Origin of the sequence: Ruegeria sp. HKCCA4633, assembly GCF_013034605.1 — a bacterium.
Taxonomy (GTDB): Bacteria; Pseudomonadota; Alphaproteobacteria; order Rhodobacterales; family Rhodobacteraceae; genus Ruegeria.
In genome coordinates, this window is record NZ_WQGJ01000002.1 from 14,378 (window position 1) to 40,769 (window position 26,392).

Here is a 26,392-nt window from a genome sequence, read left to right on the forward strand (position 1 = left end):
CAAGAGACGACCAATAACAAACAATTACAAGAAAATTCGTTCAAGCTAACATTCGGAGCATTGAACAGGGAGACACATCATGATGAAGCAGTTCTCAATCTTCGCAGCGGGTCTTTTGTCATTGACCGCAATTGGCACAGCCATCGCCCACGAAAGTGAAAACCCGGCTGTGAAAGCTCGAACCTCAATCATGCAGCTCTATGCCTTCAATCTTGGTACGCTTGGCGGCATGGCCAAAGGCGAGGTGGATTATGACGCCAAGGCCGCAACACGGGCTGCAAACAACCTTGTTGTGCTAACGCAGATCGACCAATCCGCGATGTGGCCCCAGGGATCTGACAATGTGTCCGATCCGTCCACCCGAGCGCTGCCGGCAATCTGGGAAAACTTCCCTGACGTTGGTGCGAAAGGGCAAGCCATGGCAGACGCAGCTGTTGCGATGCAGGCTGCGGCCGGACAAGATGTTGATGCCCTGAAAGCTGCGATGGGCAATCTGGGCGGAAGCTGTTCGGCATGTCACAAAGCGTACAGAGCACCGAAAGACTAATTGGCAGATAGTTGTGAAACGGTTTTTCCTTTTCACTGCTTTCGTTGCACTTTTGGTTGGGTTGGCCGGTTTGGTGCTGACCCGACCACAAAGAATGGATCGATCTCAACTTGACGGTTTGAACCCAGATCTCGCCAGAGGTGAAATCGTTTTCCACGCCGCAGGATGCGCATCCTGTCATTCAGCGCCGGACGCGGTTGGTGAAGAAAAGCTCATGCTCTCTGGTGGTCGCCGGTTTGAGACGGAGTTTGGCACGTTCATCGCCCCCAACATTTCCAGTCACCCAGAAGTTGGTATTGGGTTCTGGTCTGCCCTTGATCTGGCCAACGCCTTGATCCATGGGACCGGAGCCGAAGGGCAGCACTATTTTCCAGCGTTTCCCTACACATCTTACACCAACATGTCAGCGGATGACATCGTTTCGCTTCAAGCATTCCTCAGCACTCTGCCACCAGCCACAACTGCAAGCGTTCCGCATGAGGTTCACTTTCCCTTCAACATTCGACGCGGACTGGGGGGATGGAAGCTTTTGTTCATGTCGCCAGGTTGGGTAGTCCAAGGTGATCTGACCAACCAACAAAGGCAAGGCCGGTATCTGGTGGAGGCGTTGGGTCACTGCGCCGAATGCCACACGCCGCGAAATGGCTTAGGTGGTCTTAAACGAGACCTTTGGCTGACAGGTGCACCAAATCCAAACGGGAAAGGTCGCATCCCCGGCCTTACCTCAGACCAGCTTGATTGGTCCGAGGCTGACATCGCCGAGTACTTGAAATCCGGCTTCACGCCGGACTATGACAGCGCAGGTGGCGAGATGGTGGAGGTCATCGAGAACACATCACGCCTCACGGATGAGGATCGTTTGGCGATTGCCGCGTATCTCAAAGCTGTTCCCGTTTCGTCGACGCGGCTTCCATCTGAGTAACAGTCGTTTGGCGCCATGCCGCGGGGATCTGATGCTGTCGCCGGTAGGAAGCCGTAAGGCCTATTCCCTTTTCATCAAACACCTGTTTTAGGTTTTGAACGTCGGAGCTCACCAAACAACCGAGTTTCTGTTCATGATTGACTGAGGGTCGTGGCCAAATGACACAAAAAATCGCTCTTTGGTCCATTCCGATATCCATTGCCGTACTGGCTCTGAAACTTCTCGCTTGGTGGCTGACAGGCTCGGTCGCGTTGTTGTCGGACGCAATGGAATCTACCGTGAATGTCGTTGCGGCGTTGCTGGCATTCTTTGCGGTTCGGGTTGCCAATAAACCCCCTGATGAAAACCACCCCTTTGGTCACAAAAAGGCCGAGTATCTTTCCGCTGTCGTCGAGGGCGTACTGATTGTGCTGGCGGCGTTCTTGATCATCAGAGAAGCTGTATTGGCACTCCCAAACCCGCATCTTGAGGATGCGCCGCTTCTTGGAATCGTCGTCAACGTCGTTGCAACGGGCGTGAATGGCGCATGGGCCTGCCTATTGCTCAAAATCGGCAGGCGCGAGGGTTCGCCTGCATTGGAGGCAAGCTCCCGGCACATTTTTACAGATGTCATGACTTCAGTTGGTGTCATCGCAGGTCTGATACTGGCGCTTGCCACCGGCTGGTTGATCCTCGACCCAATCTTGGCAATTCTTGTTGCGCTGAACATCTTGTGGGAGGGCTGGAAAGTTATTCGGGCGTCCGTCGATGGCCTCATGGATGCGACCCTTTCGGATCATGACTTGCAGACCGTTTCTAATGCAATCGAAGCAAATCTCGGCGCAGCCTTAGAGTACCACGACCTCAAAGGGCGCAGGTCCGCAAATGTCATCTTCGTGGAGTTTCATCTTGTTGTGGACGGCACGATGCCAGTCAGCGCGGCACACGATATATGCAACGACATCGAGGAAGAATTGGAGCGTTTGTACCCGGGTTCGGTCTTTGTCATTCATCTCGAACCTGATGACGAATTGAAGGGTGACGGAGTTAGATCCCACTAAACTGGTCATTTGGCTCTACAAAAACACTATCGGCTTGACTGATCTGATTAAGACGTTCGGCTTGAAATTCGTCAGACTTAAGCCCGATGTGGGACAGCCGAACCAGAAGTAACCTGTCTCCAACGTCACGAAACGTGATGCTCAGAATTGGAGGCGAAAATGAAAATTCAAAGAAAGCTGGGTCAACTTCTTAGTACAGCGGCGTTGGCTTCGTTGATTGCGGCGACGCCTTATGTGCCAGCGTTTGATGCCGATGGTCGCCTACACTTTGAACCGTCATATGCCTTTGCCAAGAGCGGCAGGGGAAGCGACGGGGATGGTCGCGACGACAGAGATGATGACCGAGACGACAACTCAGGGTCCGGTAGCAGCGGCCGAGACGATGACCGGGATGATGATCGCGACGACGACAGAGATGATGACCGTGATGACAATTCGGGGTCAGGAAAAAGTGGTCGCGACGACGATGATGATGACGATGATGACTCCAAACGTTCCAATGAAGCTAGCGGAAAGAAGGATCGGTCTCAAGCAGGGGGCAAACCGTCGGGTTCGGCGGGGATAACGAAGGTCGAAACAAGCGCTAACGGCATTGAAGTGCGTTACGCCGACGGAACCAAGGAAGAGATCGAAAACGGTCGGTATGAGAGAAAGAATGCTCAGAACCGAACCGTTGAGGAGCGCCCCGCGACTGGCGCTGACGTCTCTAGGCTTCGGTCTCTAGCGAATGGTATCTCAATCGAAAGCGTGCGTTCCTCTGGGCAAGGCGGCACTGCCGGAAGTCGGCCCACGAAAGTGGAAATCCAAGGCAACAACATCGAAGTTAACTATGCCAATGGTTGGAAGGAAGAGATCGAGTTCGGGCGCTACGAGTTGAAAGACCCGTACAACCGGACTGTTGTTGAGAGAAACGCAACGGCATCTGATCGCCGGAGGCTACAGGCGGTTGCTAACTGAACAGCAACTCCAGTCGAAGATTCGTTGGCGGCTTCTCTTGGTGAGGGCCGCCATCGTCTTGAAAGAAAAAGAAGTTATTCTGCTTTGTTCCATACATCATGGGCGATGATTGCAGCCTCTACCCGATTTCGCGCATGAAGCTTGGACAGGATTGCCGTCATGTAGTGCTTCACGGTCTTTTCCTGAAGGTCTAACTCGTCAGCGATTTCACGATTGCTCAGTCCTTTGGCCACGCGTCGAAGTATTTCTTCCTCACGATGCGTAAGGTCATCGAGAATGCTGCTGTTAATAGACATGCCGGTGTCAGCATTGATTTGCAGCAATACCCGCGAGGCCAAGCCCGGAGAAACGAACCCTTCACCTGCGGCGATGCTGCGTAAGGAAGCGGTTAGTTCGCTCGCGGTTACTCCCTTCACAATGTACCCAATAGCGCCCGCCTCCAAGGCGTCCGCGACATCGCTGCTGTTCTCTGAGACCGTCAAGATTGCAATGACGGGTGGATTTTCCATTGCCGCAATTTTACGTGTCGCGCTTATCCCGCCACCGGGCATCGAGAGGTCAAGAATAGCTATGTCCGGCTGATGCGTGCCGACCAGCGACACTGCCTCTTCAGCATTGGAACCGGCAGCCAAAACTTTGAAACCATCAGCTTCATCTAGTGTGCGTCGCAAACCATCCCTGAATATCGGGTGATCATCAGCTATTACGACGGATGTAGTCATGATGTGCCTAACTTTCTGGGAAAGAGTGTCATAGCAATGGTGGTGCCTTCGCCCGGTCTCGATACGACTTCAAACTTGCCGCCAATGCTCTCGACTCGATCTCGCAAGCCCATAAGCCCCTGGCCTCCATCGTCACGCAATGCGGATTCTTCTGACTTTCTAAATCCAGGCCCGTCGTCTTTGACCTTTATAATTATGCGGTCGGTTTGCACCTCAGAAGTAACAGTGCAGTTGGAATCTGGGGCATACCTCGCGGCATTGGAAAGCGTTTCCTGAAGGAACCGAAAAATGCACAGCTTGTCGGACAATGACAACTCTGGGGCCTGGCTACCCAAGAACGAAATCTCCGGTCGCAACGGGCTGTGTTCGGCGTGATCCTCCACTGCTCTCTTCACAACATCGGCGAATGACAGGCTGTCGATATCTGGCGCGGACAGCCCTCGCGATATTGCACGAATTTCAGCAAGAGATTTTTGCAGGGATTGCTGAATTTCCTCTGCCTCTTTAGGTCTTTCGGACCCTTTGGAAAACGCCGCCTCCAGTCTAAGGGCGGCGAGCGACAGGTATTGCGCAGGGCCATCATGTAGCTCAGCTCCAAGATTCTTGAGGAACCGATCTGTTTGCGTGGCATATCTTTCTGACGCCTCGACCACACGCGACCGCAGCAGCGCATTCTGCTCAGCCATCCTCTCACTTTCTGTCAGGCGCTGTTTAAGAAGAGCCCCCTGTCGTCGAATTGTTTTGTCGCCAATTGCAACGATGGAATACAGAACAATCGTACATGCCAGAAATGCGGAACCGACGACCAACCAACTTGTTCGCCTGGCCTGGGCTAAGTCTAACTCAAGCTGATCAGCTCTTTCGTAGAACTCAGCAACTGCGATGATTTCGCCGGACCAGAGTTCGCGGATGGGGCTGTAAACTTCAAGTAATGGTATTCCCAATGCCGCCTCTGCGGCGCTTTCGGCATGATCAAGCTCTTCGAAAGAGCCGGAGATATCACCGCTCCACGCCCGCCTTAAGTCATCTGTTGGATTGAAACTGTTTCCAATGATGTCTGTATCCGAGGCATGCGCAATCACACCGCCTTGCTTCCAGAATTTGTAGGAAACGATGCGGTCACGCATTGGTTGGGTCATAAAAATCTCGTCCAGCGCCAGGCTCGCTTGCTCTGAAAGGCGATCGCCATGTGCCAATTCCTGGCTGAGCGGGGATACTACGCTTTCCATATATAGAGCCGCAGAGTTAGCGGAGTTTTGCACGACTGCGTTCTGGATTCGATTTGACACCCACACCCCGACGATTGCAGTAGCAGTGCCCATCACAACGATGCTGGCCGCAAGAAACACTCGCGACAACGACCAATTGCCAATCGTCAGGTCAGCTACTTTCACTCTCATCGTGAAATCGACTATGAACTACAATCTGTTACCGCACCACAGACCTTGGTCTGACGCGATCTGGATAAATCTCAGACTCTTTGATTCCGCCCAGCGGCCAGAGTCAGATATCATCCATCGTTCTAAGTCTTTGCAGCATCGGGCATTGAACGTTTCCGCTATCACAATTGGCCGTAAGCTCACTCAAGGCGCGCTCCAAACGTCTGAGCTCATCAATCTTGCTTCGAACGCTGGCAATGTGTGCCTCGGCCAGTTCTTTCACTGATCGGCAGTCTTCGGTACTCCCTTCTGACAGCTCCAAAAGCGCCTTTGCGTCAGATAGAGGAAACCCCAGGTCGCGGCATTTCTTCAAAAACCGAAGTCTACCCACATCGTTTGCTGAATAGAGGCGACGATTGTTCAGAGCTCGTGCGGGTCTTGGTACGATACCTTCGCGTTCGTAGTAGCGGATAGTTTCTATTCCAACCCCGCTTTGCCGAGAAGCCTCACCTATCGCAATCATGTGAAGTGCCTCCGCTTGATCCTGTAGTTACTACAGGAGTTATACGCTCTGAATGCCGGTGCCTCAACACATTCAAATCGAGTACCCAGGGAGCGAAAGATGAAGAAGTATTTGACCCTCAGCTACCTGGGATCGGTTTCCGCTCTGGGAGTTGCGACATGCTGTGTTCTTCCAATGGCCATGATGTTGCTCGGCTTGGGTGGCAGTTGGTTGGCGATATTCGGAAAAATAGCGGCAGCAAGCTACTATGTTCTCGCCATCTCAACAGCGCTGATCGCGGTTTCGTGGTTCGTAGCGCATCGAAACGGGACGTTGGCAAACCTGAAATGGTGGCTTGTCGGAAGCACGGCGATCACCGCACTGGCATGGGTCATCGTGTTCAATGAGGCTCAAATCAACGATTATCTAATCATGCAGATGTGAGACAATGACAAAACAAACTGTGGTGCTGGATAGCACTTTGACCTGCCCTCGGTGTGGGCATGTTGAAACCGAGAAAATGCCAACTGACTCGTGCCAGTGGTTTTATGAATGCAAATCATGCAAGTCAGTTTTGAAGCCTTTAGAAGGCGATTGCTGTGTCTTTTGCTCTTACGCTACCGTTCCGTGTCCGCCTATCCAGTTAGGGGACTGCTGTTGTGGATAGCTTTTTTGTGGGTTGGTTTCTGTGACTGCGGGCAATGCCGAAAGAATACAAGATCGAATATTTCGGGCCAAACCGGCCGTTCGCCACAGGGTTCTTGAACGACTGATATGGGCCGCCAACGAAAGCGGCCCGTAGTATTCAGATTTCAATGGCCTCCGCTATGGCAAGTGCGTCCTCAAGCTCAACACCGAGATACCGAACGGTGCTGTCCATCTTAGTATGTCCGAGTAAGAGCTGCACCGCGCGCAGATTGCCCGTCTTCTTGTAAATTTGGGTGACCTTGGTTCGACGCATTGAATGTGTGCCATAAGCGCTTGCTTCCAAACCTATAGACGTGACCCAATCACGCACGATCCGGGCATACTGGCGCGTTGAAATGTGCAAACGCTCATGGAAACGCCCTGGCCAAAGGTATTCGGACCCAACCATGAGCTCGTCTTCCATCCACTTCTCGACAGAGGCCCGAGTTCCTTCAGAAATTTCGAAGCGGACGGGTTTCTGAGTTTTACTTTGCAGCACGGAAGCCCGCTCCTTGATCTGACCAGAGGCCATGATGTCAACGACTTTCATCTTAACCAAGTCGCAGCCGCGCAACTTGCTGTCGATGGCCATATTGAAGAGAGCGAGGTCGCGATGGTTCTCTGCGAGCTCCAATCTTACTCGAATTGCCCAGACGTGTTTGGGTTTTAACGGCCGTTTTTGACCGACGATGCGTCCCTTGTTCCAAGCAGGGCGAAGCGCGCGAATGGCAGGTAAATTTGGTGTTTCCATAACTGATCCTGCTTTCCGCCATTCCCGCCCACAACGACAACCCGACGTTGACGAAAGAGGGTATCACAGGATGGCGCGTTGCCGCCGAGGTCGGCTGCGAGTCCTACCTCCCAAATGCCGCAAAATGAAACTCTTTTGGTACGCCAAAATTAGACCTAGATTGCCATGAGACGTGCTTATCACCGCAGATTTCACAGGGCAAAGTTGCTAACATGTTGCGGGTACCAGCGTCACAGACGGAGTACATGCACCGAACACTGAGCATGGCGAACAACGAGAGCAGCCGTGGAACCCAAAAAGAACTCTTTCATCCCAGGTTTATGTGAAGCGAGGACGATACAGTCGATGCCATGTTTGTTGGCGTATTCGGTGATTGCGCGACCTGCCGATTGGCTCTCGAGTAAGATAGACGACACGTCGGTCTCACTTGTTAGGCGCTCGGCCAAGCGCGCCTTTGCTTTTTGGAGAGATTTTTCTGCGATCCCTTCATCCATATAGTACATTATCTGTCTATTTGGGGGCTCATGGATATGCGCGGCAGTGATTTTTCCACCTTCGGATACAAGGGCATGTGCCGCCGCAAGCGCGTGTTCACTGATGCCATGCTCCAGAGACAGCGCGACTAGAATATTTTTGTACATTTTAAACCTCCGTATTTAGGTTTTCAGTTTTCTTCTGCGAACTGGCCTCTCCCACTTCATCTTTAGGAGGGCGCTCAGACACCCCAGCCGTAAGGTTGGGGTGCGTGCTATTTCGTCTCGGGCTTTTGCGCTTTCTTGCCACTACCGGCTGAGCAGGAGATCAGGCAGGAACAGGGCCAACTCTGGGACAAAAGTCGTCAGCATCAGCGTCGGAAGCCATGCAAAGACAATGAAGATCAAAGTCGGCCACAACATGCGCGAAACCGGTTCATCAAAGACCTGAGCACCGAGATAAAGTAGCGGCGCAGTTGGTGGAGTGATGTTCGCCATACCCAGGTTCACACCAATTACGGCCGCGAAATGGATCGGATCCATTCCAGTGCTCTGCGCGATGGGCAGCAAGATCGGTGTCGCCAGCAGCAAACCCGAGATATCGTCCATCAGCATCCCGATCAGGATCATCACGACGTTGATCATCAGAAGGATGACGACCGGATTGTCCGAAACGGAATAGACCAGATCTTTGGCCAACTGAGGTGCACCCTGCGAGATCAGGTTGTCCGACACGATCAGAACCATGAAGATCATGACCATGACCACACCAATCGTAACACCGGAATTCTGGATCGTCTGGGCCAGAGTTTTCCAGGTCAGGCCACGATAGAAGTAGATCGCGATTGGGATCGAGTAGACCACTGCGATACCGGCGGCTTCGGTCGGTGTCATGATACCTAATATTTCTCGGGATAGTCAAACTCGACGACCAATTTAGAATGTACAAATGCAATCGGCATTCACAACCAGGGGCCATTTGTCTAATCTCTTACGCGATCCCCGTCGGCGGGCTTTTTAGATTTCGCGCGTGCAGCGAATGGCCGGAATGCGGGCTGCGGCTGCGAAATCCAACGAAGTGCTCAAAGTCGGCTCTGGGCCGTTGTCACACATCCCGGCAAACTGACTAATCGGCAGCTTTGTCCGCAGAGCGGTCGTTTATGCCGAGTGCAGCGAATAACCGCTACGGATCTGTTGCAAAGTTTCTTACTGACCGAAGAGTTGACACCGAACCCGCGGCTTATGCCGCCAGTTCTGCAAATTGACGAAACGGGCAGATTCCGGGCTTGATTTGGCCTTTGCGGATCATGTGTGCCACTTCGATCCCGTCCAGTGTAGCCGCCGCTGAAGCGAAGGCTTTGAACCCTAACATCGGCCGAGTGCGTCTCTTGATGAAGCGATGGTCCTGTTCCACGATGTTATTCAGATACTTCCGCCTGACCATTTCGATTGGGATCGGACAACCAAAGCCTTTCAGCATCTTGTTTATGGCTTTGATGCCGGCCGTGCTAGCTCCGCTATTGTCGATGACAATCTTCCTCGGAAGCCCGTTGATCTCCAGCATCCTGGAGAAGAACTTTGTCGCAGCCGGTTTGTTTCGTCGCGGGGAAAGCATGAAATCAAGCGTCTTGCCGTGCTTGTCGACGGCTCGATAGAGATAGACCCAGTTGCCTATTACCTTGATGTAAGTCTCCTCCATTCTCCAAGAACGGTCGCACAGTCCCTTTCGTCTGCGCGCAACATCGGCAATTGCACTAGCGTATTTCGTCACCCAACGGTTCAGCGTCGTGTGATCTACCGCAACGCCGCGCTCGGACATGATTTCTTCCAGATCCCGATATGACACGCCGTATCGAAGGTAGAAGAACACAGCAAAGAGGATCACATCCTTGGGATATTGAGCGCCTTTAAAGGAGATCATGAGCTGGCTTTCGGCTGAATTACACCGGCCGCTATTCACTCTCTGTGTTCTTGAGCGTCAATGACAAAAAGTTTGCAACAGATCCTATCTAGGGTCAGGAGCATGGATGTGTCGCAAACTTTTAGAACGGCCCGTGCCAGCGACCTGCCGGACACGACTATCCTGCGATCTCGACAAATTGCAGAAAGCCCGACGTGGTAGTGCTGGGAAATTGCTGCTTGCGGATCGTGTTGGCGACCTCAATGCCGTCCAGAGTAGCCGAGGCGGATCTGAACGGCTTGAACCCGCACATGTGCCGCACGTGTCGTTTGATGAAACTGTGATCCTACTCGATCATTTTGTTTAGATATTTGGACCTGATCGCTTGTACTTTGGCAGAGCATCCGAACCGCTTCAGGATTCTGTTCACTTCTCGACTGCCGGCTGCATTTGCACCACTCTTGTCTATAACGATTTTGTTTGGGATTCCGTTTGACGACAGTGCTTTGGCAAAGAACCTGGTGGCTTCTGGACGATTTCGCCGCTCAGACAGCGTGAAATCAAGAGTGTTTTCCACTTCGTCGACCGCTCGATAGAGATACATCCACTTCCCGCGCACACGAATATTGGTTTCGTCCATGCGCCATGATCTCTTTCAAGTCACGATAAGAAACCGTGTGCCGCAGGTAGAAGTAAACGGCGCACAAAACTGCATCCTTTGGAAAATGACAGCCTTTCAAGGAAATCATGCTGAAACCTGTTGGAGAACAATACGCGGACACCAAAGATCGAAATCTATATGCTCGTTAATCCAGGCCCAAAGTTTGCGACACATCCTTAAGCAATCGTCCACGCAGCAGTTGTTATTTACGCGTTATGAGTCCTGAACCTAGCATCTTCAGCTACCGCCATTATTCCTCGACTCATTCTACAGCAGTGATAACGTTCAATTAGGATCGCTATGCATGCGCAATTTTTAAAATCAATTTGCTAACGAAAGGGATCGCCATGTCGAATATTGCCGGTAAAGCCTATGCAATGAATGTGGTCACGCCCAGCAATCCAAGAATAACCTGGATCAACCGCTTGCTGTTCATGGCGGCACGCGGAGTTCCATCAAATTTGCTTGGACTGCTAGGGCTGTCACTTATTCACTTCGCCCGCTGGGTAATCATCAAACCCAAGGACTGGCCCGATCTCGGCCAAGGTAAAGAGCAGGTAGAAGACGACTATGTGCTTTTCTGCTCAAACTTCAACGGAACATGGGACCAGTATATCGATGCCTTTTCCGACGGTATCCCGTCAGGTCTTGACCTGTTCTGGTTTTCCTCGATCAAGTACCCCAAGTCGATCCCGATTACGCCGTTCAAGAACTACATCACCTACAACCAGATCGATACCGACTATTACTACAACGCCACGCCCGGCTCTGCCCAACGTGACATCAAGACCAGCCTGCTGATCTATGACCAACTGCGCGACCTTACTGAAAAACATGGAAGATCTTCCCCCGAAGAATTCGCCGATGCCTACCGCGACGCCGCTTATGTTATGCAAAAGGGCCTTGGTGATCCTGGCTTCGGACCCGTCGCGAGCCTCGATACCGAACGTGCGGACGTTAATCGTGAGAAATTCGTCAACAAGGCACAATCCGGCTTTGACACCCTACGCGCTTCAGCCAAAGCCGCTCCAAAGCCACAGGGAGATCGCTGATGCCCGACCTCGATTCCGGCCATATTTTCCTGACCACGCTTGCCCCGATCAAACCCGGTGCCCCAAAGGACGATCCTCAAACCTCTTTCGAGCAACGCGCTCGCATCGCGCTTGCCGAATTGCCCACAGCTCATCAGTCACCGGCCACCGAACATACCAAATTCAACAGCCCCTTTGCCCGTAACACCCGCAACCACTTGGCGCGTATGTTTGTGCTTAGCGATGTGGTCTATAACGGACGCAACACGCAAAATACGTTGGTCGCCCGCCTTAGGCGTAGCCCTCCCCCGATCATTCCCCAGCATGTGGATGAACTGAAAACGCCCTATTTGGTATTCTGCGCGGATGTGGACGCGGTTTTGAAAGATGGCGATCGGCTACCCACCACTCTGAGCGCCGAACAACAACGCGAAGTGCGCGCTTCATATGCAGGCGAGCTCTGGAGAACAATGGAAGAAGAGCTTCGTGCGGTGTACTCTAACTGCTACGGCTTCGAACACGTCAATTCGGCAGAGCAGTTCGGGGATTACCTCGACAAATGCCATGTCGAAACTACGATGCCGTTCCATGATTACTACCTGGAGCTGCCAGAATTCCACAATCTGCCACTTACGCAACTGATCATCGGCGCGGTTGCCCCGCTGGCGATCGGTCTGTTCTCGCTAGTGCTCTGGCTCTTCGGTATCGCAACCGTGCCATTCTTGGGTCTTTCCAGCCTTGCCACTGGTCTCTTCGCGATTCTGCTTGGACTTGTTCTTGCAGTGATCTTCATTCGCTACGCCATCCAAAACGGTGAAAAACCCTTAGCCCCGGCCAAGTATGACGATCTACCTTCAGTTCTGAAGGCGCTCTATTTACAACAGAAATTCGCTGACTTCTTTGTCGAAAACCAGGCCAAGTCCGATACAGATCTGTACGCGGCTTTTGGCGACTTCATGTCAGAGCACGAACCTCTGAACACCAGAGTCAAAACGCAAAAACCAGGCGTCATTTCCTCGACCCACCCCGGCAATGTGAATTCTTAAAGACATGAGCACGACATGACACGCAATCTTAATCTCAATGACATTCAGGGGAACGTCATCCGCGCCTATGGCCGCCATTCCTTCCCCTTTGCCCGCTATGTATTTTTTCATTTCCCCAACCCCGCGGCCGGGCGCGCATTCCTTGAAGAAGTTCGCCAAAAGGTCACAACCGCTGTCCGCTGGAATGAAAAAAACCTAAAGCCGACCTGCACCACAAATATCGCCCTTACCTTTCCCGGAATGCTTGCCCTGCAATTGCCCGTGCGCACACTGCAGGCAATGCCAGCCGAATTCATCGAGGGCATGCGCCAGCGGGCGTTTATTCTTGGTGACCGCGACCAGACCAAGGTCGAAGATGCCAAAGACCAAAGTTGGTTAAAGCACTGGGACCCGATCTGGCAGAAAAGCCGCGCCCCTGGCACTTTGGGTTTTGGCGATGACGACGTACATGTGCTGGTCACTCTGAATGTGCAGAGCAAAAGCAAAACCGACCTTGCAACCCCACATCCTGAGCTGGAAGAGCGCACAGATTGGTTGCTCAAGGCCGCCAAAAAATGCGGCGTAACTCACCTGACCGGTGTCGGTGCCGAGGGCGACCAGCCTTATCAGGATGCCTCAGCCGTCTTTGAAGAGATCGGTGGCGCGATCCTTCCCACCCCAAAGGAACATTTTGGTTTCACCGACGGTATTGGCAATCCGGTCTTCGAAGGCCAACTGCGCGCCGAGGACGAAAAATCTGCCGTCATCGGGCGCGGTAAGTTGATGGGAAATGGCTGGGAACCATTGGCCACCGGAGAGTTTATCCTTGGCCATCCAGACGAAAGCCAGGAACTTGCCCCCACCGCCACACCTCCTGAATTCATGCGAAATGGCACGTTCTTCGCCTTTCGAAAATTGCACGAAAATGTCGGTTCTTTCGATGCCGTCGTCGCCGAGGAGGCCGAACAATATGCCAAGGTGATGAACGTTCCCATCGAAGAAGCCAAGGAAACCCTACGCGCCAAAATGTGCGGGCGGTGGTCCGATGGCGTACCGCTCTCGAAGGTGCCCACCTATGACGAATGGGTCGCCTTTGGCGAAAAGATGGGCTTCCGGGGTGAGGGTGTCGACCCGATCGAAGGTTACAAGAAAAACCTCGCCTATATTGCGTCTCCAGAGGCACGGGATTTCCGCTACGGCGATGACATGACGGGCTTCAAATGCCCAGGCGGTGCCCATATGCGCCGCATGAACACCCGCGACTATCTCGACCCGCTGAACAAGGGCGGCATTGACGAAACCACGGGCAAACCTTTCGAAAACCCCGAAGCCACCAGCGCTCTCAACAAACGCCGCCGCATTCTGCGGCGCGGTCTGCCTTATGGGCCACATAATTTTGAACATAAGGACGATGATACCGAACAAGGCGTGATCATGATCATCATGGGGGCCAGCTTGTTCCGGCAGTTCGAGTTCATACAGCAACAGTGGATTCAATACGGGCTCGATTTCCATCAGGGCAACAACACTTGTCCACTTCTTGGAAATCACGACCACCACACACGCCACACGATTCCGTCCGACCCGAGTTCCAACAAACCGCCTTATGTTATGAGTAAGCTCAAAACCTTCGTGGAATGCCGCGGAGGTGACTATTTCTTTGTGCCTTCCATGACCGCGCTGCGAATGATGGCCATGGGCATTGTTGATCCCACCTGATCGGAGCATCAGTGCATGATTACCGCCATTGCCAACATCTTCCTCAGCATCCTTCAACGCCTCGTCTTGTGGGGCGAGGGGCTTCTTTCCTTCGCCTGCCTACTGCCGGGCTGCCTTGGATCGCTTATGTCCGGCGGAATCGGCGTTTACCTACAAAAGCCAGCGTCCCAGCGCCGCGTCTTTGCCGTATTGCGCGCCTTCTGGCCTAATCTTACGTTCAACCGCGTGCTGATGAAATGCTACGAAAACACCGGCACTGCTATTGTCACCCGCCGCGCCGATTGTCTTGATGTGCTGAACCGCAACGAAGATTTTGAAGTCGTTTACGGTTCGCGCATGCGTAAACTGACCGAAGGCGAAAACTTCTTTCTCGGGATGCAGCCGGGCTGGGACTATACCCGCGACACGTCCGCCATGCGCCTTGCCGCGCGGATGAGCGATGTGGCTGAGATCGTGCAACCCCGCGCCGCAGATCTTGCCAACCGTATCATCGCACAATGCAAGGGCAAGATCGACATCGTCCCATCCCTCACGCTCGAAGTGCCTTGGGACATGACTGAAACCTATTTTGGCTGCGGTGCAAAGCCCGCGCAAATGCAGGAATGGACATCCAACCTGTTCTGGTACCTGTTCCAGGACCTTGGAGCTGACGCTGCGGGTGAAGCTCGTGCGCTGGCACAAGCCGATCTCCTGCGTGCCTACCTTGATGCACATATCGCGGAACGCAAGGCCAACCCTACCGAAACTCCGGACATCCTCAATCGTTGCCTTGCGCTACAATCCTCGGATACGCCGGGGATGAGCGATCTGGGCATCCGCAACAACCTACTCGGCCTTTTGATCGGTGCCATTCCCACCATCTCAAAGGCCAGCTGTCTCGCACTCGATGAGCTACTTAACCGACCCGAAGTGCTCGTCTCAGCCCGACGCGCCGCACGCGCTGACGACGACGCGCTTCTTGCCCAACACATTTGGGAGGCACTACGCTTCAATCCGTTCAACCCAGTGATCTACCGCCGAGCCTTGCACGATACCGAGATCGCACCGTCTACCCTGCGTCGCGCCAAAATCCGCAAAGGCCAGATCGTTTTCGCCGCGAACGCATCAGCCTGTTTTGACCGCCTTGACATACCAGCCCCCAACGAGTTCCGCACTGACCGCCCATGGAAGGATTACATCATCTGGGGTTACGGCATGCACCGCTGCTTTGGTGATACCATCAATCAGGCGGTCATCCCTGCCATCTTGAAACCGCTTCTGATCCAAAAAAACCTGCGCCGTGCGCCCGGCGCTGCCGGACAGATCCAACCAGGTATCGCCGGGTTCCCCGGCCATTTCCATCTAGAATTCGATACCTGAAGGGGGCAACAACATCGAAACCACTACTCGGCTGTTCTCCGGGGTTGACCTTGAGAGTTGGGTTGCCAACGCAGGGTTTTGATTTTCCAGTTTCCGAATTTAGAAAAGGTGGCATGGAAATCCAATTGCTCAGAACCTTTCAGGCGTGGTGATGGGTGTTCTGATCCACACCCCATACTGCGGCCCAACTTTAGAAGGGTGAGAGTGGAGGAACTGATGTCGCGTCAATCATGACTGTTTTCTCTTCTCTATGCTCGGCGGCAAAGCCGGCCACTTTGCGCGCGCGAAGATGCCTTTCTCGCTTCACATGCCCAAGCTTTGCTGAACGAACTGTCGGCGAGCCCGGAACCCGGCCCCGAATGACCCACCTGCCATCTACCGCTGAACATGATGCGGTTCTCGAATTGCTGAAGGCCGAAATTCATGACGGCATCAAAATGTGGACCCCACTTCAGACAGAGAGGAAGAAATTGCGGCCAAGCCAGACTCACTGTCACTCTTCCGGTGTGGTCTTCCACTCATAGATTTCTGGTGTATCGGCAGACACTCATTACCTAGCATTCCGCCGACGGCCTTGGCGATCGCTCAGGTGGAACGTTGGGTCAACAACGGGACTTCAAAATACCTATGGCTTCATCAAAAGTTTTGATGTTTTCCTCCGCCCGGGCGGTGAGATGCGCGCCCTCGAGCAATGCCAGAGCGGCGCGGGCCTCGGATGCCGGGTTGGTCACGCCCGAGATCGTTTTATCCTTCTGGCCAAGTTCAAAGATCGACTGAATCCGCTGGACCATCATGGCCCTGAAAGCTCGGATTTTTTCGATAACTTCATCAGACAGGCTTTCGCGACTACTGATCAGCGAGACACACAGGCAAAGTGTTTTACCATCGTTGAGTGCATCCCGGTAAAGCTGGACAAGAGCCTGAAGGCGTTCAGATCCAGTTTCATACTTATCCTCAATCTTCTGGCATTCGCGTTCAAGTACAGTGTGATAGCGGTCCATCAACGCTGCGGACAGATTGGCCTTAGTAGGAAAGTGATAGTGAATCGAAGCTTTGCGAATACCAACTGCTTCTGCCAGGTCAGCATAGCTAAACCCGTCAAACCCTCGCGCGCGTGCTGCATGTTCAGCAAAATCCAGTAACGCAGTTTTGGTATCCGACATGCTTTCAAACCTTTTCTTCAGCGATCAGGGCAAACGCGTTTTCCGCTGCTTCCAGGGCACCCTCGATATAGCCTCCGAAATGCGACGCCACCTCGGTTCCGGCGAATATCAGGCGATTTCCCCAAATCTGCGTCAAAGCCTGTGGCAATCCATATGACGGATGTGCGTATAGCGGTAGTTGATCCTCTTCGGTAGAGGTGAAGCGATCATAGGCCCAGTCCTTGATCAGCAGTGTTTCCGGTTTTGCGGCGTTGGGTCCGAACAGGTTGGTCAATTGGTCTTGCACGGCTTGTCGCAAGCGGCGCTGATCCCGGCGGGCGTGAGGTGGTATTCCGATAAAACCAAACAGGGCATACGGGCCGCTTTCGTCAGGCGAAGCATCGTGTATCTCGACCATTGGCCCACGGCGGCTCATGGTGTCGCCGGACAAGCCGGCTTCGCGCCAGAATGGTCGGTCATAGATGGCAATAGCCTTTGCCTGGCCTGCCATCCACGTGGGAACGTCCTTCATCGCGGTAAGCGTTTCCCGCGGTAGAGAAGGGGAATAGGTGATCTGGCTGGCCACACGGGGCGGCAGGGCCAATACCACCTTTTTGGCCTGGAATTCCTGCCCCGACTCTGTGTTTGCCGTTATTCCCTTGTGGGTCTGCGCCAGCGACACAACGGGTGAGGACAAAACCACGCGGGCCTTGGGCAGTTGGGCTGCCAACGCGTCGGTCAGTGCACTCAAACCGCCCTTGAGACGATATGACCCTTCCATAGACGCAAAGCCTCGACCGCGCTCGACGCGTCCATTTTCATCTTCAAAGCTGAGCGCGCCCATTGAGTATTGTTCGAACAGCGTCAACCCCAACTGGCTGATCAGCGCCGCAATCCGGGGTTGGCCGGGCCAAAACCAGGCGGGTCCTACATCGAAGTAACCTTTGCCGACCCGTTGGGTTAGAATGCGTCCGCCGGGTCGGTCCCGCGCCTCGACAAGCAAAAAGTCGCGACCCTCTTCGGCCATCCGCACCGCGAGCGACAAGCCCGACAGGCCAGCGCCAATGATCAACGTCTCAGTTTGCATATGTCAAAACCCCTCCGAAGCAGGTCGTAGGTCCAGCTCATGTGTCCAGGTCGATTGCGGCTGATGTGCAAGTTGCCAGTACGCCTCGGCAATCTCGCCGGGTTTGATCATTTTCGCCGGATCGAGACTATGCAAATCACGAGAACGAGGTGTATCGATGATACCGTCCACTATCACATGAGCGACATGCACGCCGGCTGGTTGATATTCTCGCGCGAGTGATTGCGTCAGCCCGCGCAAAGCGAACTTGGCGGACGCGAAAGCCGAAAAACGCGGGCCACCCCGCAGCGATGCAGTCGCTCCAGACACGATCAGCGTACCACCGCCGCCACGCACCATGGGTTGCAGCACGCATTGCCCAAGGACCACTAGCGATTGCACCATTGATGTCCAAGCCCGCTGATAATCCTTTAATGTGGTTTCGGGAAAGGGTGCGATCACCAGTTCAGCAGTATTGTGGACCACGATTTTTGGCGGGCCATAGGTCGCTATCAGATCCGCGATGGTTGGGCCGACAGCCTCAGGGTCGCTCAGATCAAGTTCATGAAAAGTGCCGACTGGGCTTTCCGGTCGACTTCGGCCGAGGCCAACGGCGGTCATGCCGCCAGCTTGAAATCGGGAAAGGAGAGACTGGCCGAGGCCAGCCCCAGCACCTGCGACAAGCGCCAGTGGATTAGCGGATTTCATATGCTACACCGCCGGTGGTTGGGCAAAGGGAAGGTGCCCGGTTTTCATCCAGACCTTTGCGCCTTCTGGTCCAGCTACGGCGGAAAGAGCTTCACCCTCGGGTAGGCGCAACCAACCGTTTTTCCCCAAAACGTCACCCCCGGTTGTGATTGAGCCGTCGATGACCAAAAGCTCGATCCCTCCCGTCGCGTCCGAAGCCAAGGTCGCAGCTGGGTCAAGATGGCTGTACGTTACGATCTCGCGGTCGTCCCTGTGCAGGGTTGCGCTTGCGACACCGTTCACTGGTGAAGCCAACTCTTCAGTCATGGTTTTGCGGAATTGGGTGCGATCTTCCATGTTGAACTGCCAGAGTTTGACGAAGATGGTGCATCCGGGTTCCGAGCCTGGTGTGTGTTCCGTGGTCGGAGGATTTCGCACATAGGTGCCGGCGGGATAGTCGCCGTGTTCGTCTTGAAAGACGCCGTCCAAGACTATGAATTCCTCACCGCCTGTATGGGTGTGGGCCGAAAATTTGCTGCCCGGTGCATAACGCACAATGGTGGTGGCGCGGGCGACTTCGCCACCGATCCTGTCCAGCATGCGCCGGTCCACACCCTTCATAGGCGAGGCCTGCCACTCAATTTGGTCGGAGTGAACAACGACACGGGACGTGAAATCCGAGTTGAGTTCCATGGGGAAAGGTCCTTTCGACTTAAATGTCAGGTTTCGCTTAGGCTGCAATAGACGGGCGGGTCGCTATTTTCGCACGCCAAGCCCTGAGTTTGGTCAGGCTTTCGGGAATTTCAACCTTGGCAAAATCGGCGAACGCCAATCCTGCAAAGGCTGTTATGTCAGCCACCGAGAATGTGTCACCGGCCAAGTAGTCGTTTTCGGCCAGAACAGAGTCCAGATACGCCATGGTATTCTCGGCGACCTCTTTCTGCTTATTGCCCCATTCGGCGCATTGATAGGTTTCAAGATCCGGGCCCAAGCCAGGTGTGGCATGGTGAAAATAGGTTCCAACCGCATTCAGTAGACCGTTTTCCGCACGCAGGTTCATCATTGAGATGCGTGCGCGTTCCTGTGCGGTCACACCTGTCAGCGAAGGGCCGTCGAACATTGCATCGATATATTCGGTGATCGCGTTGCACTGAGCAATATGTGATCCGTCTTCCAGTTCCAGGCAGGGCACAGCCGCATCGGGGTTCTTGGCCTTGAATTCGGGCGTGCGATGTTCGCCGCCCATCACATCCACCGGTATGAATTCCACTTTATCTGAAACGCCTTTTTCGGCCAGCGCGATGCGAATGCGGGCGGGATTCGGGAAACCCTCGACATCATAAATCTTCATTGGAATGCCTCCGTTTGGGATTGCAATATGCGAACTCTACCTATCAATAGGTAGGTTTGCAACCTCATTTTTGAAATTCTTTCCTAGGTTCTAAGAAACAGGTTTTTTGTTAGTTCTTTAGGGTTCTGATTGCCGCACATTTCGCCTTTCGCAGTGACAACAAGGTCAGGATTTGGAACGGCACGCCGGTACGCAGGGAATACCAACCCTGTCGGACTTCTTGGTTAAAATGGAACGCGCAGTCGAAGATTTGCATCAGGGCGTTAACCCTTGTTTTGTAACTGGTCGGGTGGTGAACATATGGCAGAAGGAATGTAACGGCGCAGCTTAACTGGACAGCCCAATTGATTCACCATACTGATGTAATGTTATTTCAAAACTGAGCTTGTGATGTTCATGGCCCATGCCTCAAAAAACCGGTCAGAAAAGGTTGATGACCCGAGCATACCTGTAACGCTGCTAACCGGATTTCTGGGGGCGGGTAAGACCACCTTGCTGAACCAATTGCTGGCCGTTCCAACTTCTGAGCCAACTGCCGTCATTGTGAACGAGTTCGGCGAAGTGGGTCTGGACCATGACCTGATTGAAAAGGTGGACGGCGATGTGATGCTGATGTCGTCAGGTTGTTTGTGTTGTTCAATCCGCGGAGACCTTTCGGACACCTTTGTCAAGTTGCTCGCACGGCGCGACGAAGGCATGCTCAACTTTGGCCGCATTGTGATCGAGACCACTGGTCTCGCAGATCCGGGGCCAATCCTTCAGACGCTGCTTGTCGATCCTTTTCTCGCGCGAAATACGCGAATGGATGGCGTCGTGACGGTGGTGGACGCGGTGAATGGGCCTGCAACATTGGATGCCCAGTTCGAGGCCGTTTCGCAGGTCGCGGTGGCCGATCTGATCGTCCTAACCAAAACGGACCTAGTATCTGAAGCATCTAATAAAGCTGTGACCGAACGGCTGCGCGGTCTCAATCCAACAGCCGACATTGTTCGCCCATCTGATCATGATTTTGGCCCGAAAAGCTTGCGGAACCTGACGAGCATGCGCGAAAACGCCCGTCAACAGGATGCTATTTCCTGGACGACGCCCAAGGTTGCAAATGATCCTCTGGGCAACCTTTCAGGGCTCATGTCAACCTCAAACACAAAACCTGGGACCACTTCCGAGTTTCGACGCCATGATACAGATATCTCGTCTGTTTCGATTGTTCTGGACGAGGCGTTGCATGATGCAGTCTTTGATAAGTGGTTCGACACTTTGATTGCCTACAAGGGCCGGGATATCCTGCGTGTGAAAGGTATTTTGTTTCTCGAGGGAATTGAATCGCCGTTTGCTTTCCATGGCGTCCAGCACGTATTTGACCCGCCGGTCCCGTTGAAGAATTGGACCGGCAAAGACCGGCGTACCCGCATCGTTTTGATAGGCCGAAACCTAAACCGGCCTGAAATCCAGCGAAGCCTTGATTTGTTGCGTAATGCACGGCCTGCAGATGCTAAGTCTTTGACGAAGTGCAGGTGACAGATAATGACCGGCATCAAGCTATAAGCTCATACAGGAAAGACGATTGCCATCTTGTACCAAAAAATGTTGGATTTGCTCTGGAAACGTGGCTGGGTAAATTCATCGGGAGTTTTTACGTGGAAAACCTTGAACTGCGCACGGCTCTGATCACAACCTGCCGCGCCATGAACGCGAGCGGAATAAATCAGGGCACGTCTGGCAACGTGTCTGTACGCGCGGGGGACGGTTTTCTGATTACACCTTCGGGTATGCCTTATGACACGATGACACCGGAAGACATCGTGGACATGGCTTTTGACGGATCTTATCAGGGTCCCAGGCCGTCGTCTGAATGGCGCTTTCATCGGGACATTCTTGAGGCACGAACCGATGCAAATGCCGTGGTGCATTGCCACTCTGTCCACGCGACGGCGCTGGCTTGCCATCACAGAAGTATTCCAAGTTTTCACTATATGACTGCAGTTGCCGGAGGCACCGATATCAAATGTGCGGGCTATGCCACCTTCGGAACGCAAGAGTTATCGGACAAAGCTCTGACCGCGTTAGAGGGGCGTCGTGCCTGTCTGCTTGGGCAACACGGGCAAATCGCAATCGGCAAAAGCCTGAGCGCTGCTTTGTGGCTTGCCACAGAGGTCGAGACACTTTCGCAAATCTACATTAACGCATTGGCTTTGGGGGAACCGCCTGTTCTGTCAGACAAGGAAATGGCGGCTGTGATTGAGAAGATGAACAGTCAAAGCTATGGGCAGTCTTCTGACTGAGACAATCTCAGTCGTTCGGCGCGGTAGCGACTTGCAATTTATCCGGGCCTGCGGGCCAAAGGTGGCATGCCCTGCCTCAGCGATTGTGCCTGAATATCTTGTCACCCAGCGATTCAGTCAAAATATAACACCATCCATGATTTCCTTAAGATCACGGTTTGAAACACCATAGCGAGCTTGGAAGACCCCGCGAGTAGGATCGCACACACTGATAGCGTGCGCCCGAGTTGCGCACACGATACTAACTTGACAGCAGCGGTTTCAAAATGGTCGCATCAGGTATCATTTGCAAAGATAGGAATATCGTTATGAGAATCCTGTATAGCACGACCACAGTTTTTAGCTTCTTCATGTCCGCAACATCCATTCTCGCGCAGGACGCCGTAGAAGGTGGACAAGTTGGTGAGATGACGATTTCGAAATCCGACATGCGCGCGCAGGCAGCGGATACATTTTCACCTTATGCCGGGCGGGATTTCCCGACCCGACCGCTTTGGGGTGACACACATCTGCACACCTCACTTTCGCTGGATGCGCGTGCCTTTGGGGTGTTGTTGTCGCCTGCCGACGCGTTTCGTTTTGCCCGCGGCGAAGAAGTGACAACATCGCACGGGTTGCAGGCGAAATTATCCCGTCCGCTTGATTGGCTCGTGGTCTCTGACCATTCCGACGCCATGGGTGCGATGAATGAAATCGTGGCTGGTAACGCCACACTCATGCGTGATCCGACTTTGCGTGATTGGAATGACCGGTTGAATCAGGGCGGCGACGTCGCTTTGGGTGCAACCATGGAAGTTATCGAGACTTTTGCGGGCATATCCGGTGGTGCATTGCCAGAAGCAATAGCGGACCGCCGTTTTGTGCAATCGGTTTGGGATGACTTTACCAAAACCGCTGACGCGTTTGATGATCCCGGCTCTTTCACAGCCTTTATCGGGTATGAATGGACGTCGACCGAGGGCGGTAACAACCTCCACCGCAATGTCATCTATCGCGACGATGCAATTCGAGCCCGCCAAATGCTGCCGTTCACCACAGCAGAAACCTTCAATCCGGAAGACCTGTGGGATTGGATGGAGCGGTACGAAGAAGAGACCGGCGGCCGTGTATTGGCGCTGGCGCACAATGGGAATGTCTCGAACGGTCTGATGTTTCCGGTCGAGACAAATCCAGACACCGGGGAACCGCTGACAGGAGATTATGCGGAACGGCGTGCCAAATGGGAGCCTCTCTATGAGATCACACAGATAAAGGGTGACGGTGAAGCCCATCCGTTTCTGAGCCCCAACGATGAGTTTGCAGATTACGAAACCTGGGACGTCGCGAACCTTGGCCCTGTGCCAAAGGAAGACTGGATGTTGCAGTATGAATATGCGCGAGAAGCGTTCAAGAATGGTTTGAAACTGGAACAGCAGCTTGGGACAAACCCTTACAAATTTGGTGTCGTTGGATCGACTGATAGCCACACTGCATTGGCCACGGCGCAGGAAGACAACTTTTTCGGCAAACACTCGGGGGTAGAGCCGGAACCGGGCCGCTGGCAACATGTGGTCGGCGAATTTGAAGCGACGCGAATTTTAGGCTGGCAGATGGCGGCGTCGGGTTATGCAGCTGTTTGGGCCCAGGAGAACACGCGGGATTCTATTTTTGACGCAATGGAGCGCAAGGAAGTATACGGCACAACCGGCAGCCGTATTACCGTACGTTTCTTTGGCGGATGGGACTTCGACGCGTCTGATGCTCAATCCCGGCTTCCCGCGAAAATTGGCTATGAAAAAGGCGTGCCAATGGGAGGAGATCTGCAAGCAGCGCCAGACGATGCCTCTGCGCCGTCCTTTCTCGTCGCTGCCCTCAAGGATCCATATTCTGGCAATCTTGATAGAATTCAGATCGTCAAGGGCTGGCTAACGGCTGACGGCGAGACGCAGGAGCAAGTGTTTAACGTCGTTTGGTCTGATGACCGCGTTATCGACGACGCTGGTAAGTTACCATCTGTTGGCAACACCGTAGACGTTGAGACAGGCACGTTCACGAACTCTATCGGAGCGCCGGAATTGATAATCGTCTGGACCGACCCGGAATTTGATCCCGAACAAAAGGCTTTCTACTACGCGCGGGTTCTGGAAATCCCAACGCCAAGATGGACAGTCTATGAGGCAGTCCGGTTTGGCGATGAGATTCCGAATGACGTTCCCACGTCTACGCAGGAACGAGCGTATACTTCCCCGATTTGGTATACTCCGGAGAACTAGGTTAAGGACCCATTGTTCTTCGCCGCACCACATGAGTCTTCGCGTCTAAAACAAGCGGTGCACATGTATGATCTTTTCTGGTTGAGAGACGCGCAAATGACGCGACTCTCAATCTTTTTTCAAGTCCCAGGGTAAGCCCCGCGTGGATGACGGTCGGTGTGACAGCCGAGTACGTCGACGAGAAGGCCGTGATGATCGGCCTCATTTATCTGAATGCCCAACGAAAAGTGCGGCATAGGCAAAGGGCTTTTCACATCTAGCTGAACAAAAATTCAACCCTTTGGGTCAGCGAATGGCGTTTTAACGCCAGTTTGACGCTGCGCTGACGGCCTGTCCCTAGAATCGTGGTCATTGCGAAATCTGTGTGGGATAGGAGATTACGGTGACCAGTGGAGTTGTGCATACTGTCTGCCATCAGCACTCATGGAACAGAATAGGTTGATTGCGTAACGGAGGATTTCAGGCTCATCGTAACCATCAGAGAGTGGAGATGAGAATGAAATCCGGGAAACAGAAAGCGTCGTCAGAGAGGGTCGTCAAAGACATCCGCAGGAAGACACGGCGCCAACATTCGGCAGAGGAGAAGATCCGCATTGTTTTAGACGGGCTTCGTGGTGAAGACAGCATTGCCGAACTGTGCCGCCGAGAAGGAATAGCCACGAGCCTTTATTACAGCTGGTCGAAAGAGTTTCTTGAGGCAGGCAAAAAGCGGTTGGCTGGGGACACGGCCCGCCAAGCCACCAGTTCCGAGGTGAAGGATCTGAAGGCGGTGTCATCCGCGCTGAAAGAGGTGGTAGCCGACCTGACCCTTGAGAACAGGCTACTCAAAAAAAGCATGTTCGAGGATGGGGGAGACGACGAATGAGATATCCTGCATCCGAGAAGCTTGAGATCATCCGGCTGGTTGACGGATCACACCTGCCGATCAAACGCACCCTGGAAAAGCTTGGTATCCCCAGAACGACGTTCTACCGCTGGTACGACAGGTATCTGTCTCTCGGCGAGGCCGGGCTTGAGGATCGCCATTCCCGGCCAGGCAGAGTTTGGAACCGCATCCCTGACAAGGTGCGTAAGCAGATCGTGGAGTTGGCTCTGGAGGAGCCCGAGTTATCACCACGCGAGCTTGCGGTGCGGTTCACCGACACCAGGCGCTACTTTGTCTCCGAGGCCAGCGTTTACAGGCTTCTGAAGGCGCAGGATCTGATCACCAGCCCAGCGTACATTACCATTAAAGCGGCGGATGAATTCCATGAGAAGACTGTTCGGCCAAACCAGCTTTGGCAGACTGACTTCACCTATCTAAAGGTCATTGGCTGGGGCTGGTTTTATCTTTCAACCATACTCGATGACTACAGCCGCTATGTTGTTGCTTGGCGGCTGTGCACCACGATGAAAGCTGACGATGTCACGGAAACGTTGGAAGACGCCTTGGCAACATCAGGTTGCGACAGCGCTTCCGTTGTTCACAAGCCCCGGCTGCTCAGCGACAATGGAAGCAGTTATATCTCTGGTGATCTGGCGAGATGGCTTGAAGATCAGGGCATGGATCACGTTCGCGGTGCCCCGAACCACCCGCAAACACAGGGCAAGATCGAACGATGGCACCAGACCCTGAAGAACCGTATCCTGCTGGAAAACTACTATCTGCCCGGAGCGCTCGAACAGGCCATCGGCGACTTCATCGATCATTACAACCACAACCGATACCACGAGAGCATCAGCAATCTGACACCCGCCGATGTCTACTTCGGTCGGGCCGAAACTATCCTCAGACGCAGAAAGGAAATCAAACACCAGACAATCCAGAAACGCCGCTTGCTGCATCATCAAAACGCGGCGTAAATTGAAACTACAGCGAGCCTGAGCCTCCAAAGCCAATCAACCGCTCGTGTTCCAAATCATTTGATGACAGACTCGGGCCGAAAACGACAGAAGAT

At 53.5% G+C, this 26,392-nt stretch carries 25 protein-coding genes and 2 pseudogenes; 14 read left to right on the forward strand and 13 right to left on the reverse strand.

Going from position 1 to position 26,392, the window contains the following annotated elements; genetic code table 11:
* Window positions 1–79 precede the first annotated feature (79 nt).
* The 4 genes from GOV85_RS06710 (at window position 80) to GOV85_RS21425 (ending at window position 3,466) form a co-directional block, all read left to right on the forward strand.
* Window positions 80–547 carry a cytochrome c gene (locus GOV85_RS06710; protein ID WP_171176297.1) on the forward strand — a complete coding sequence of 156 codons (468 nt, stop codon included), beginning with the start codon at window positions 80–82 and terminating at the stop codon, window positions 545–547.
* Window positions 548–641: 94 nt separating this feature from the next.
* Window positions 642–1,469 (forward strand): cytochrome c, encoded by an 828-nt coding sequence (locus GOV85_RS06715; RefSeq protein ID WP_171176299.1) that lies wholly within the window; start codon window positions 642–644, stop codon window positions 1,467–1,469.
* A gap of 158 nt (window positions 1,470–1,627) precedes the next feature.
* Window positions 1,628–2,509, forward strand: coding sequence for a cation diffusion facilitator family transporter (locus GOV85_RS06720; RefSeq protein WP_171176301.1), 882 nt, complete (start codon window positions 1,628–1,630; stop codon window positions 2,507–2,509).
* A gap of 159 nt (window positions 2,510–2,668) precedes the next feature.
* Window positions 2,669–3,466, forward strand: coding sequence for a hypothetical protein (locus GOV85_RS21425; protein ID WP_217358283.1), 798 nt, complete (start codon window positions 2,669–2,671; stop codon window positions 3,464–3,466).
* Window positions 3,467–3,540: 74 nt separating this feature from the next.
* Here the strand turns inward: GOV85_RS21425 and GOV85_RS06730 are convergent, their stop codons facing one another.
* The 3 genes from GOV85_RS06730 to GOV85_RS06740 all read right to left on the reverse strand — a co-directional run bounded on the left by GOV85_RS06730 (window position 3,541) and on the right by GOV85_RS06740 (window position 6,090).
* Window positions 3,541–4,188 carry a response regulator transcription factor gene (locus tag GOV85_RS06730; protein ID WP_171091450.1) on the reverse strand — a complete coding sequence of 216 codons (648 nt, stop codon included), beginning with the start codon at window positions 4,186–4,188 and terminating at the stop codon, window positions 3,541–3,543.
* Window positions 4,185–5,537, reverse strand: a complete 1,353-nt coding sequence (locus GOV85_RS21765) for a sensor histidine kinase (protein WP_171176303.1) — start codon at window positions 5,535–5,537, stop codon at window positions 4,185–4,187. The genes GOV85_RS06730 and GOV85_RS21765 overlap by 4 nt, the downstream gene beginning before the upstream one ends.
* 154 nt (window positions 5,538–5,691) lie before the next feature.
* Window positions 5,692–6,090 carry a MerR family transcriptional regulator gene (locus GOV85_RS06740; protein ID WP_171176306.1) on the reverse strand — a complete coding sequence of 133 codons (399 nt, stop codon included), beginning with the start codon at window positions 6,088–6,090 and terminating at the stop codon, window positions 5,692–5,694.
* 99 nt (window positions 6,091–6,189) lie between these two features.
* Here GOV85_RS06740 and GOV85_RS06745 point away from each other — a divergent pair, with 99 nt between their 5' ends.
* Both GOV85_RS06745 and GOV85_RS21535 read left to right on the forward strand, forming a co-directional pair.
* Window positions 6,190–6,513, forward strand: coding sequence for a hypothetical protein (locus GOV85_RS06745; protein ID WP_170724270.1), 324 nt, complete (start codon window positions 6,190–6,192; stop codon window positions 6,511–6,513).
* A gap of 4 nt (window positions 6,514–6,517) precedes the next feature.
* The gene (locus GOV85_RS21535; protein WP_245223166.1) at window positions 6,518–6,736 is read left to right on the forward strand and encodes a GDCCVxC domain-containing (seleno)protein; all 219 of its coding nucleotides are present in this window, start codon (window positions 6,518–6,520) and stop codon (window positions 6,734–6,736) included.
* Between the two features lie 138 nt (window positions 6,737–6,874).
* Here GOV85_RS21535 and GOV85_RS06750 read toward each other — a convergent pair whose 3' ends face one another.
* The 5 genes and pseudogenes from GOV85_RS06750 to GOV85_RS06770 form a co-directional block, all read right to left on the reverse strand.
* A complete protein-coding gene (locus GOV85_RS06750; protein WP_171176308.1) occupies window positions 6,875–7,507 on the reverse strand; it encodes a tyrosine-type recombinase/integrase in 633 nt (210 codons plus the stop codon).
* A gap of 230 nt (window positions 7,508–7,737) precedes the next feature.
* Complete coding sequence (locus tag GOV85_RS06755; protein ID WP_171176310.1) at window positions 7,738–8,148, reverse strand: universal stress protein; 411 nt, start codon at window positions 8,146–8,148, stop codon at window positions 7,738–7,740.
* A gap of 141 nt (window positions 8,149–8,289) precedes the next feature.
* Window positions 8,290–8,880, reverse strand: a pseudogene (locus GOV85_RS06760) (TRAP transporter large permease subunit); the annotation flags it as partial.
* A gap of 340 nt (window positions 8,881–9,220) precedes the next feature.
* On the reverse strand, window positions 9,221–9,901 hold the full coding sequence (locus GOV85_RS06765; RefSeq protein WP_171176312.1) for an IS6 family transposase: 681 nt from the start codon (window positions 9,899–9,901) through the stop codon (window positions 9,221–9,223).
* Window positions 9,902–10,058: 157 nt separating this feature from the next.
* Window positions 10,059–10,629 (reverse strand): annotated as a pseudogene (locus GOV85_RS06770) (IS6 family transposase).
* A gap of 259 nt (window positions 10,630–10,888) precedes the next feature.
* Between GOV85_RS06770 and GOV85_RS06775 the strand changes: the two are divergent.
* From GOV85_RS06775 to GOV85_RS06790, 4 genes are read left to right on the forward strand one after another with little or no spacing between them, the layout of a single operon-like run.
* Complete coding sequence (locus GOV85_RS06775) at window positions 10,889–11,593, forward strand: hypothetical protein (protein ID WP_171176314.1); 705 nt, start codon at window positions 10,889–10,891, stop codon at window positions 11,591–11,593.
* Window positions 11,593–12,618, forward strand: coding sequence for a phage holin family protein (locus GOV85_RS06780; RefSeq protein WP_171176316.1), 1,026 nt, complete (start codon window positions 11,593–11,595; stop codon window positions 12,616–12,618). Before GOV85_RS06775 ends, GOV85_RS06780 begins: the two co-directional genes overlap by 1 nt.
* Before the next feature lie 15 nt (window positions 12,619–12,633).
* Window positions 12,634–14,316 carry a peroxidase gene (locus GOV85_RS06785; protein WP_171176317.1) on the forward strand — a complete coding sequence of 561 codons (1,683 nt, stop codon included), beginning with the start codon at window positions 12,634–12,636 and terminating at the stop codon, window positions 14,314–14,316.
* Window positions 14,317–14,331: 15 nt separating this feature from the next.
* Window positions 14,332–15,675 carry a cytochrome P450 gene (locus GOV85_RS06790; protein WP_171176319.1) on the forward strand — a complete coding sequence of 448 codons (1,344 nt, stop codon included), beginning with the start codon at window positions 14,332–14,334 and terminating at the stop codon, window positions 15,673–15,675.
* A gap of 602 nt (window positions 15,676–16,277) precedes the next feature.
* Here the strand turns inward: GOV85_RS06790 and GOV85_RS06795 are convergent.
* Genes GOV85_RS06795 through GOV85_RS06815 form a run of 5 tightly spaced genes read right to left on the reverse strand, consistent with a single transcriptional unit; the run spans window position 16,278 to window position 19,921 of the window.
* A complete protein-coding gene (locus GOV85_RS06795; RefSeq protein ID WP_171176321.1) occupies window positions 16,278–16,838 on the reverse strand; it encodes a TetR/AcrR family transcriptional regulator in 561 nt (186 codons plus the stop codon).
* 4 nt (window positions 16,839–16,842) lie between these two features.
* The gene (locus GOV85_RS06800; RefSeq protein ID WP_171176323.1) at window positions 16,843–17,904 is read right to left on the reverse strand and encodes an NAD(P)/FAD-dependent oxidoreductase; all 1,062 of its coding nucleotides are present in this window, start codon (window positions 17,902–17,904) and stop codon (window positions 16,843–16,845) included.
* A gap of 3 nt (window positions 17,905–17,907) precedes the next feature.
* The gene (locus GOV85_RS06805; RefSeq protein ID WP_171176325.1) at window positions 17,908–18,591 is read right to left on the reverse strand and encodes an SDR family NAD(P)-dependent oxidoreductase; all 684 of its coding nucleotides are present in this window, start codon (window positions 18,589–18,591) and stop codon (window positions 17,908–17,910) included.
* Between the two features lie 3 nt (window positions 18,592–18,594).
* On the reverse strand, window positions 18,595–19,263 hold the full coding sequence (locus GOV85_RS06810; RefSeq protein ID WP_171176327.1) for a cupin domain-containing protein: 669 nt from the start codon (window positions 19,261–19,263) through the stop codon (window positions 18,595–18,597).
* 37 nt (window positions 19,264–19,300) lie between these two features.
* Entirely contained in the window at window positions 19,301–19,921 is a 621-nt protein-coding gene (locus GOV85_RS06815; protein WP_171176329.1) for a glutathione S-transferase family protein, read from the reverse strand.
* A 396-nt stretch (window positions 19,922–20,317) separates the two neighbouring features.
* Here GOV85_RS06815 and GOV85_RS06820 point away from each other — a divergent pair, with 396 nt between their 5' ends.
* From GOV85_RS06820 to GOV85_RS06835, 4 genes are all read left to right on the forward strand, one after another.
* Window positions 20,318–21,439, forward strand: coding sequence for a GTP-binding protein (locus GOV85_RS06820; RefSeq protein WP_171176331.1), 1,122 nt, complete (start codon window positions 20,318–20,320; stop codon window positions 21,437–21,439).
* A 119-nt stretch (window positions 21,440–21,558) separates the two neighbouring features.
* Window positions 21,559–22,203, forward strand: a complete 645-nt coding sequence (locus tag GOV85_RS06825) for a class II aldolase/adducin family protein (RefSeq protein ID WP_171176333.1) — start codon at window positions 21,559–21,561, stop codon at window positions 22,201–22,203.
* A 308-nt stretch (window positions 22,204–22,511) separates the two neighbouring features.
* Complete coding sequence (locus tag GOV85_RS06830) at window positions 22,512–24,455, forward strand: DUF3604 domain-containing protein (protein ID WP_245223164.1); 1,944 nt, start codon at window positions 22,512–22,514, stop codon at window positions 24,453–24,455.
* 490 nt (window positions 24,456–24,945) lie between these two features.
* Window positions 24,946–26,297, forward strand: a protein-coding gene (locus tag GOV85_RS06835) for an IS3 family transposase (RefSeq protein WP_171176335.1) whose coding sequence is annotated in 2 segments (ribosomal slippage) — window positions 24,946–25,282 and window positions 25,282–26,297 — 1,353 coding nt in all. Because the reading frame shifts where the segments join, the coding sequence is not laid out codon by codon here.
* The last annotated feature ends 95 nt before the right edge of the window (window positions 26,298–26,392 follow it).

What these genes read in the sequence shown, in the direction of transcription:
- GOV85_RS21425 (WP_217358283.1), top strand. Translation starts at nt 2,669, where the DNA reads ATGAAAATTCAAAGAAAGCTGGGTCAACTTCTTAGTACAGCGGCGTTG.
- GOV85_RS06715 (WP_171176299.1), top strand. Translation starts at nt 642, where the DNA reads ATGGATCGATCTCAACTTGACGGTTTGAACCCAGATCTCGCCAGAGGT.
- GOV85_RS06780 (WP_171176316.1), top strand. Translation starts at nt 11,593, where the DNA reads ATGCCCGACCTCGATTCCGGCCATATTTTCCTGACCACGCTTGCCCCG.
- GOV85_RS06805 (WP_171176325.1), bottom strand. Translation starts at nt 18,591, where the DNA reads ATGAAATCCGCTAATCCACTGGCGCTTGTCGCAGGTGCTGGGGCTGGC.
- GOV85_RS06775 (WP_171176314.1), top strand. Translation starts at nt 10,889, where the DNA reads ATGTCGAATATTGCCGGTAAAGCCTATGCAATGAATGTGGTCACGCCC.
- GOV85_RS06720 (WP_171176301.1), top strand. Translation starts at nt 1,628, where the DNA reads ATGACACAAAAAATCGCTCTTTGGTCCATTCCGATATCCATTGCCGTA.
- GOV85_RS06790 (WP_171176319.1), top strand. Translation starts at nt 14,332, where the DNA reads ATGATTACCGCCATTGCCAACATCTTCCTCAGCATCCTTCAACGCCTC.
- GOV85_RS06785 (WP_171176317.1), top strand. Translation starts at nt 12,634, where the DNA reads ATGACACGCAATCTTAATCTCAATGACATTCAGGGGAACGTCATCCGC.
- GOV85_RS06820 (WP_171176331.1), top strand. Translation starts at nt 20,318, where the DNA reads ATGGCCCATGCCTCAAAAAACCGGTCAGAAAAGGTTGATGACCCGAGC.
- GOV85_RS06745 (WP_170724270.1), top strand. Translation starts at nt 6,190, where the DNA reads ATGAAGAAGTATTTGACCCTCAGCTACCTGGGATCGGTTTCCGCTCTG.
- GOV85_RS06795 (WP_171176321.1), bottom strand. Translation starts at nt 16,838, where the DNA reads ATGTCGGATACCAAAACTGCGTTACTGGATTTTGCTGAACATGCAGCA.
- GOV85_RS06710 (WP_171176297.1), top strand. Translation starts at nt 80, where the DNA reads ATGATGAAGCAGTTCTCAATCTTCGCAGCGGGTCTTTTGTCATTGACC.
- GOV85_RS06800 (WP_171176323.1), bottom strand. Translation starts at nt 17,904, where the DNA reads ATGCAAACTGAGACGTTGATCATTGGCGCTGGCCTGTCGGGCTTGTCG.
- GOV85_RS06750 (WP_171176308.1), bottom strand. Translation starts at nt 7,507, where the DNA reads ATGGAAACACCAAATTTACCTGCCATTCGCGCGCTTCGCCCTGCTTGG.
- GOV85_RS06740 (WP_171176306.1), bottom strand. Translation starts at nt 6,090, where the DNA reads ATGATTGCGATAGGTGAGGCTTCTCGGCAAAGCGGGGTTGGAATAGAA.
- GOV85_RS06815 (WP_171176329.1), bottom strand. Translation starts at nt 19,921, where the DNA reads ATGAAGATTTATGATGTCGAGGGTTTCCCGAATCCCGCCCGCATTCGC.
- GOV85_RS06765 (WP_171176312.1), bottom strand. Translation starts at nt 9,901, where the DNA reads ATGATCTCCTTTAAAGGCGCTCAATATCCCAAGGATGTGATCCTCTTT.
- GOV85_RS06810 (WP_171176327.1), bottom strand. Translation starts at nt 19,263, where the DNA reads ATGGAACTCAACTCGGATTTCACGTCCCGTGTCGTTGTTCACTCCGAC.
- GOV85_RS06755 (WP_171176310.1), bottom strand. Translation starts at nt 8,148, where the DNA reads ATGTACAAAAATATTCTAGTCGCGCTGTCTCTGGAGCATGGCATCAGT.
- GOV85_RS21535 (WP_245223166.1), top strand. Translation starts at nt 6,518, where the DNA reads ATGACAAAACAAACTGTGGTGCTGGATAGCACTTTGACCTGCCCTCGG.
- GOV85_RS06730 (WP_171091450.1), bottom strand. Translation starts at nt 4,188, where the DNA reads ATGACTACATCCGTCGTAATAGCTGATGATCACCCGATATTCAGGGAT.
- GOV85_RS06830 (WP_245223164.1), top strand. Translation starts at nt 22,512, where the DNA reads ATGAGAATCCTGTATAGCACGACCACAGTTTTTAGCTTCTTCATGTCC.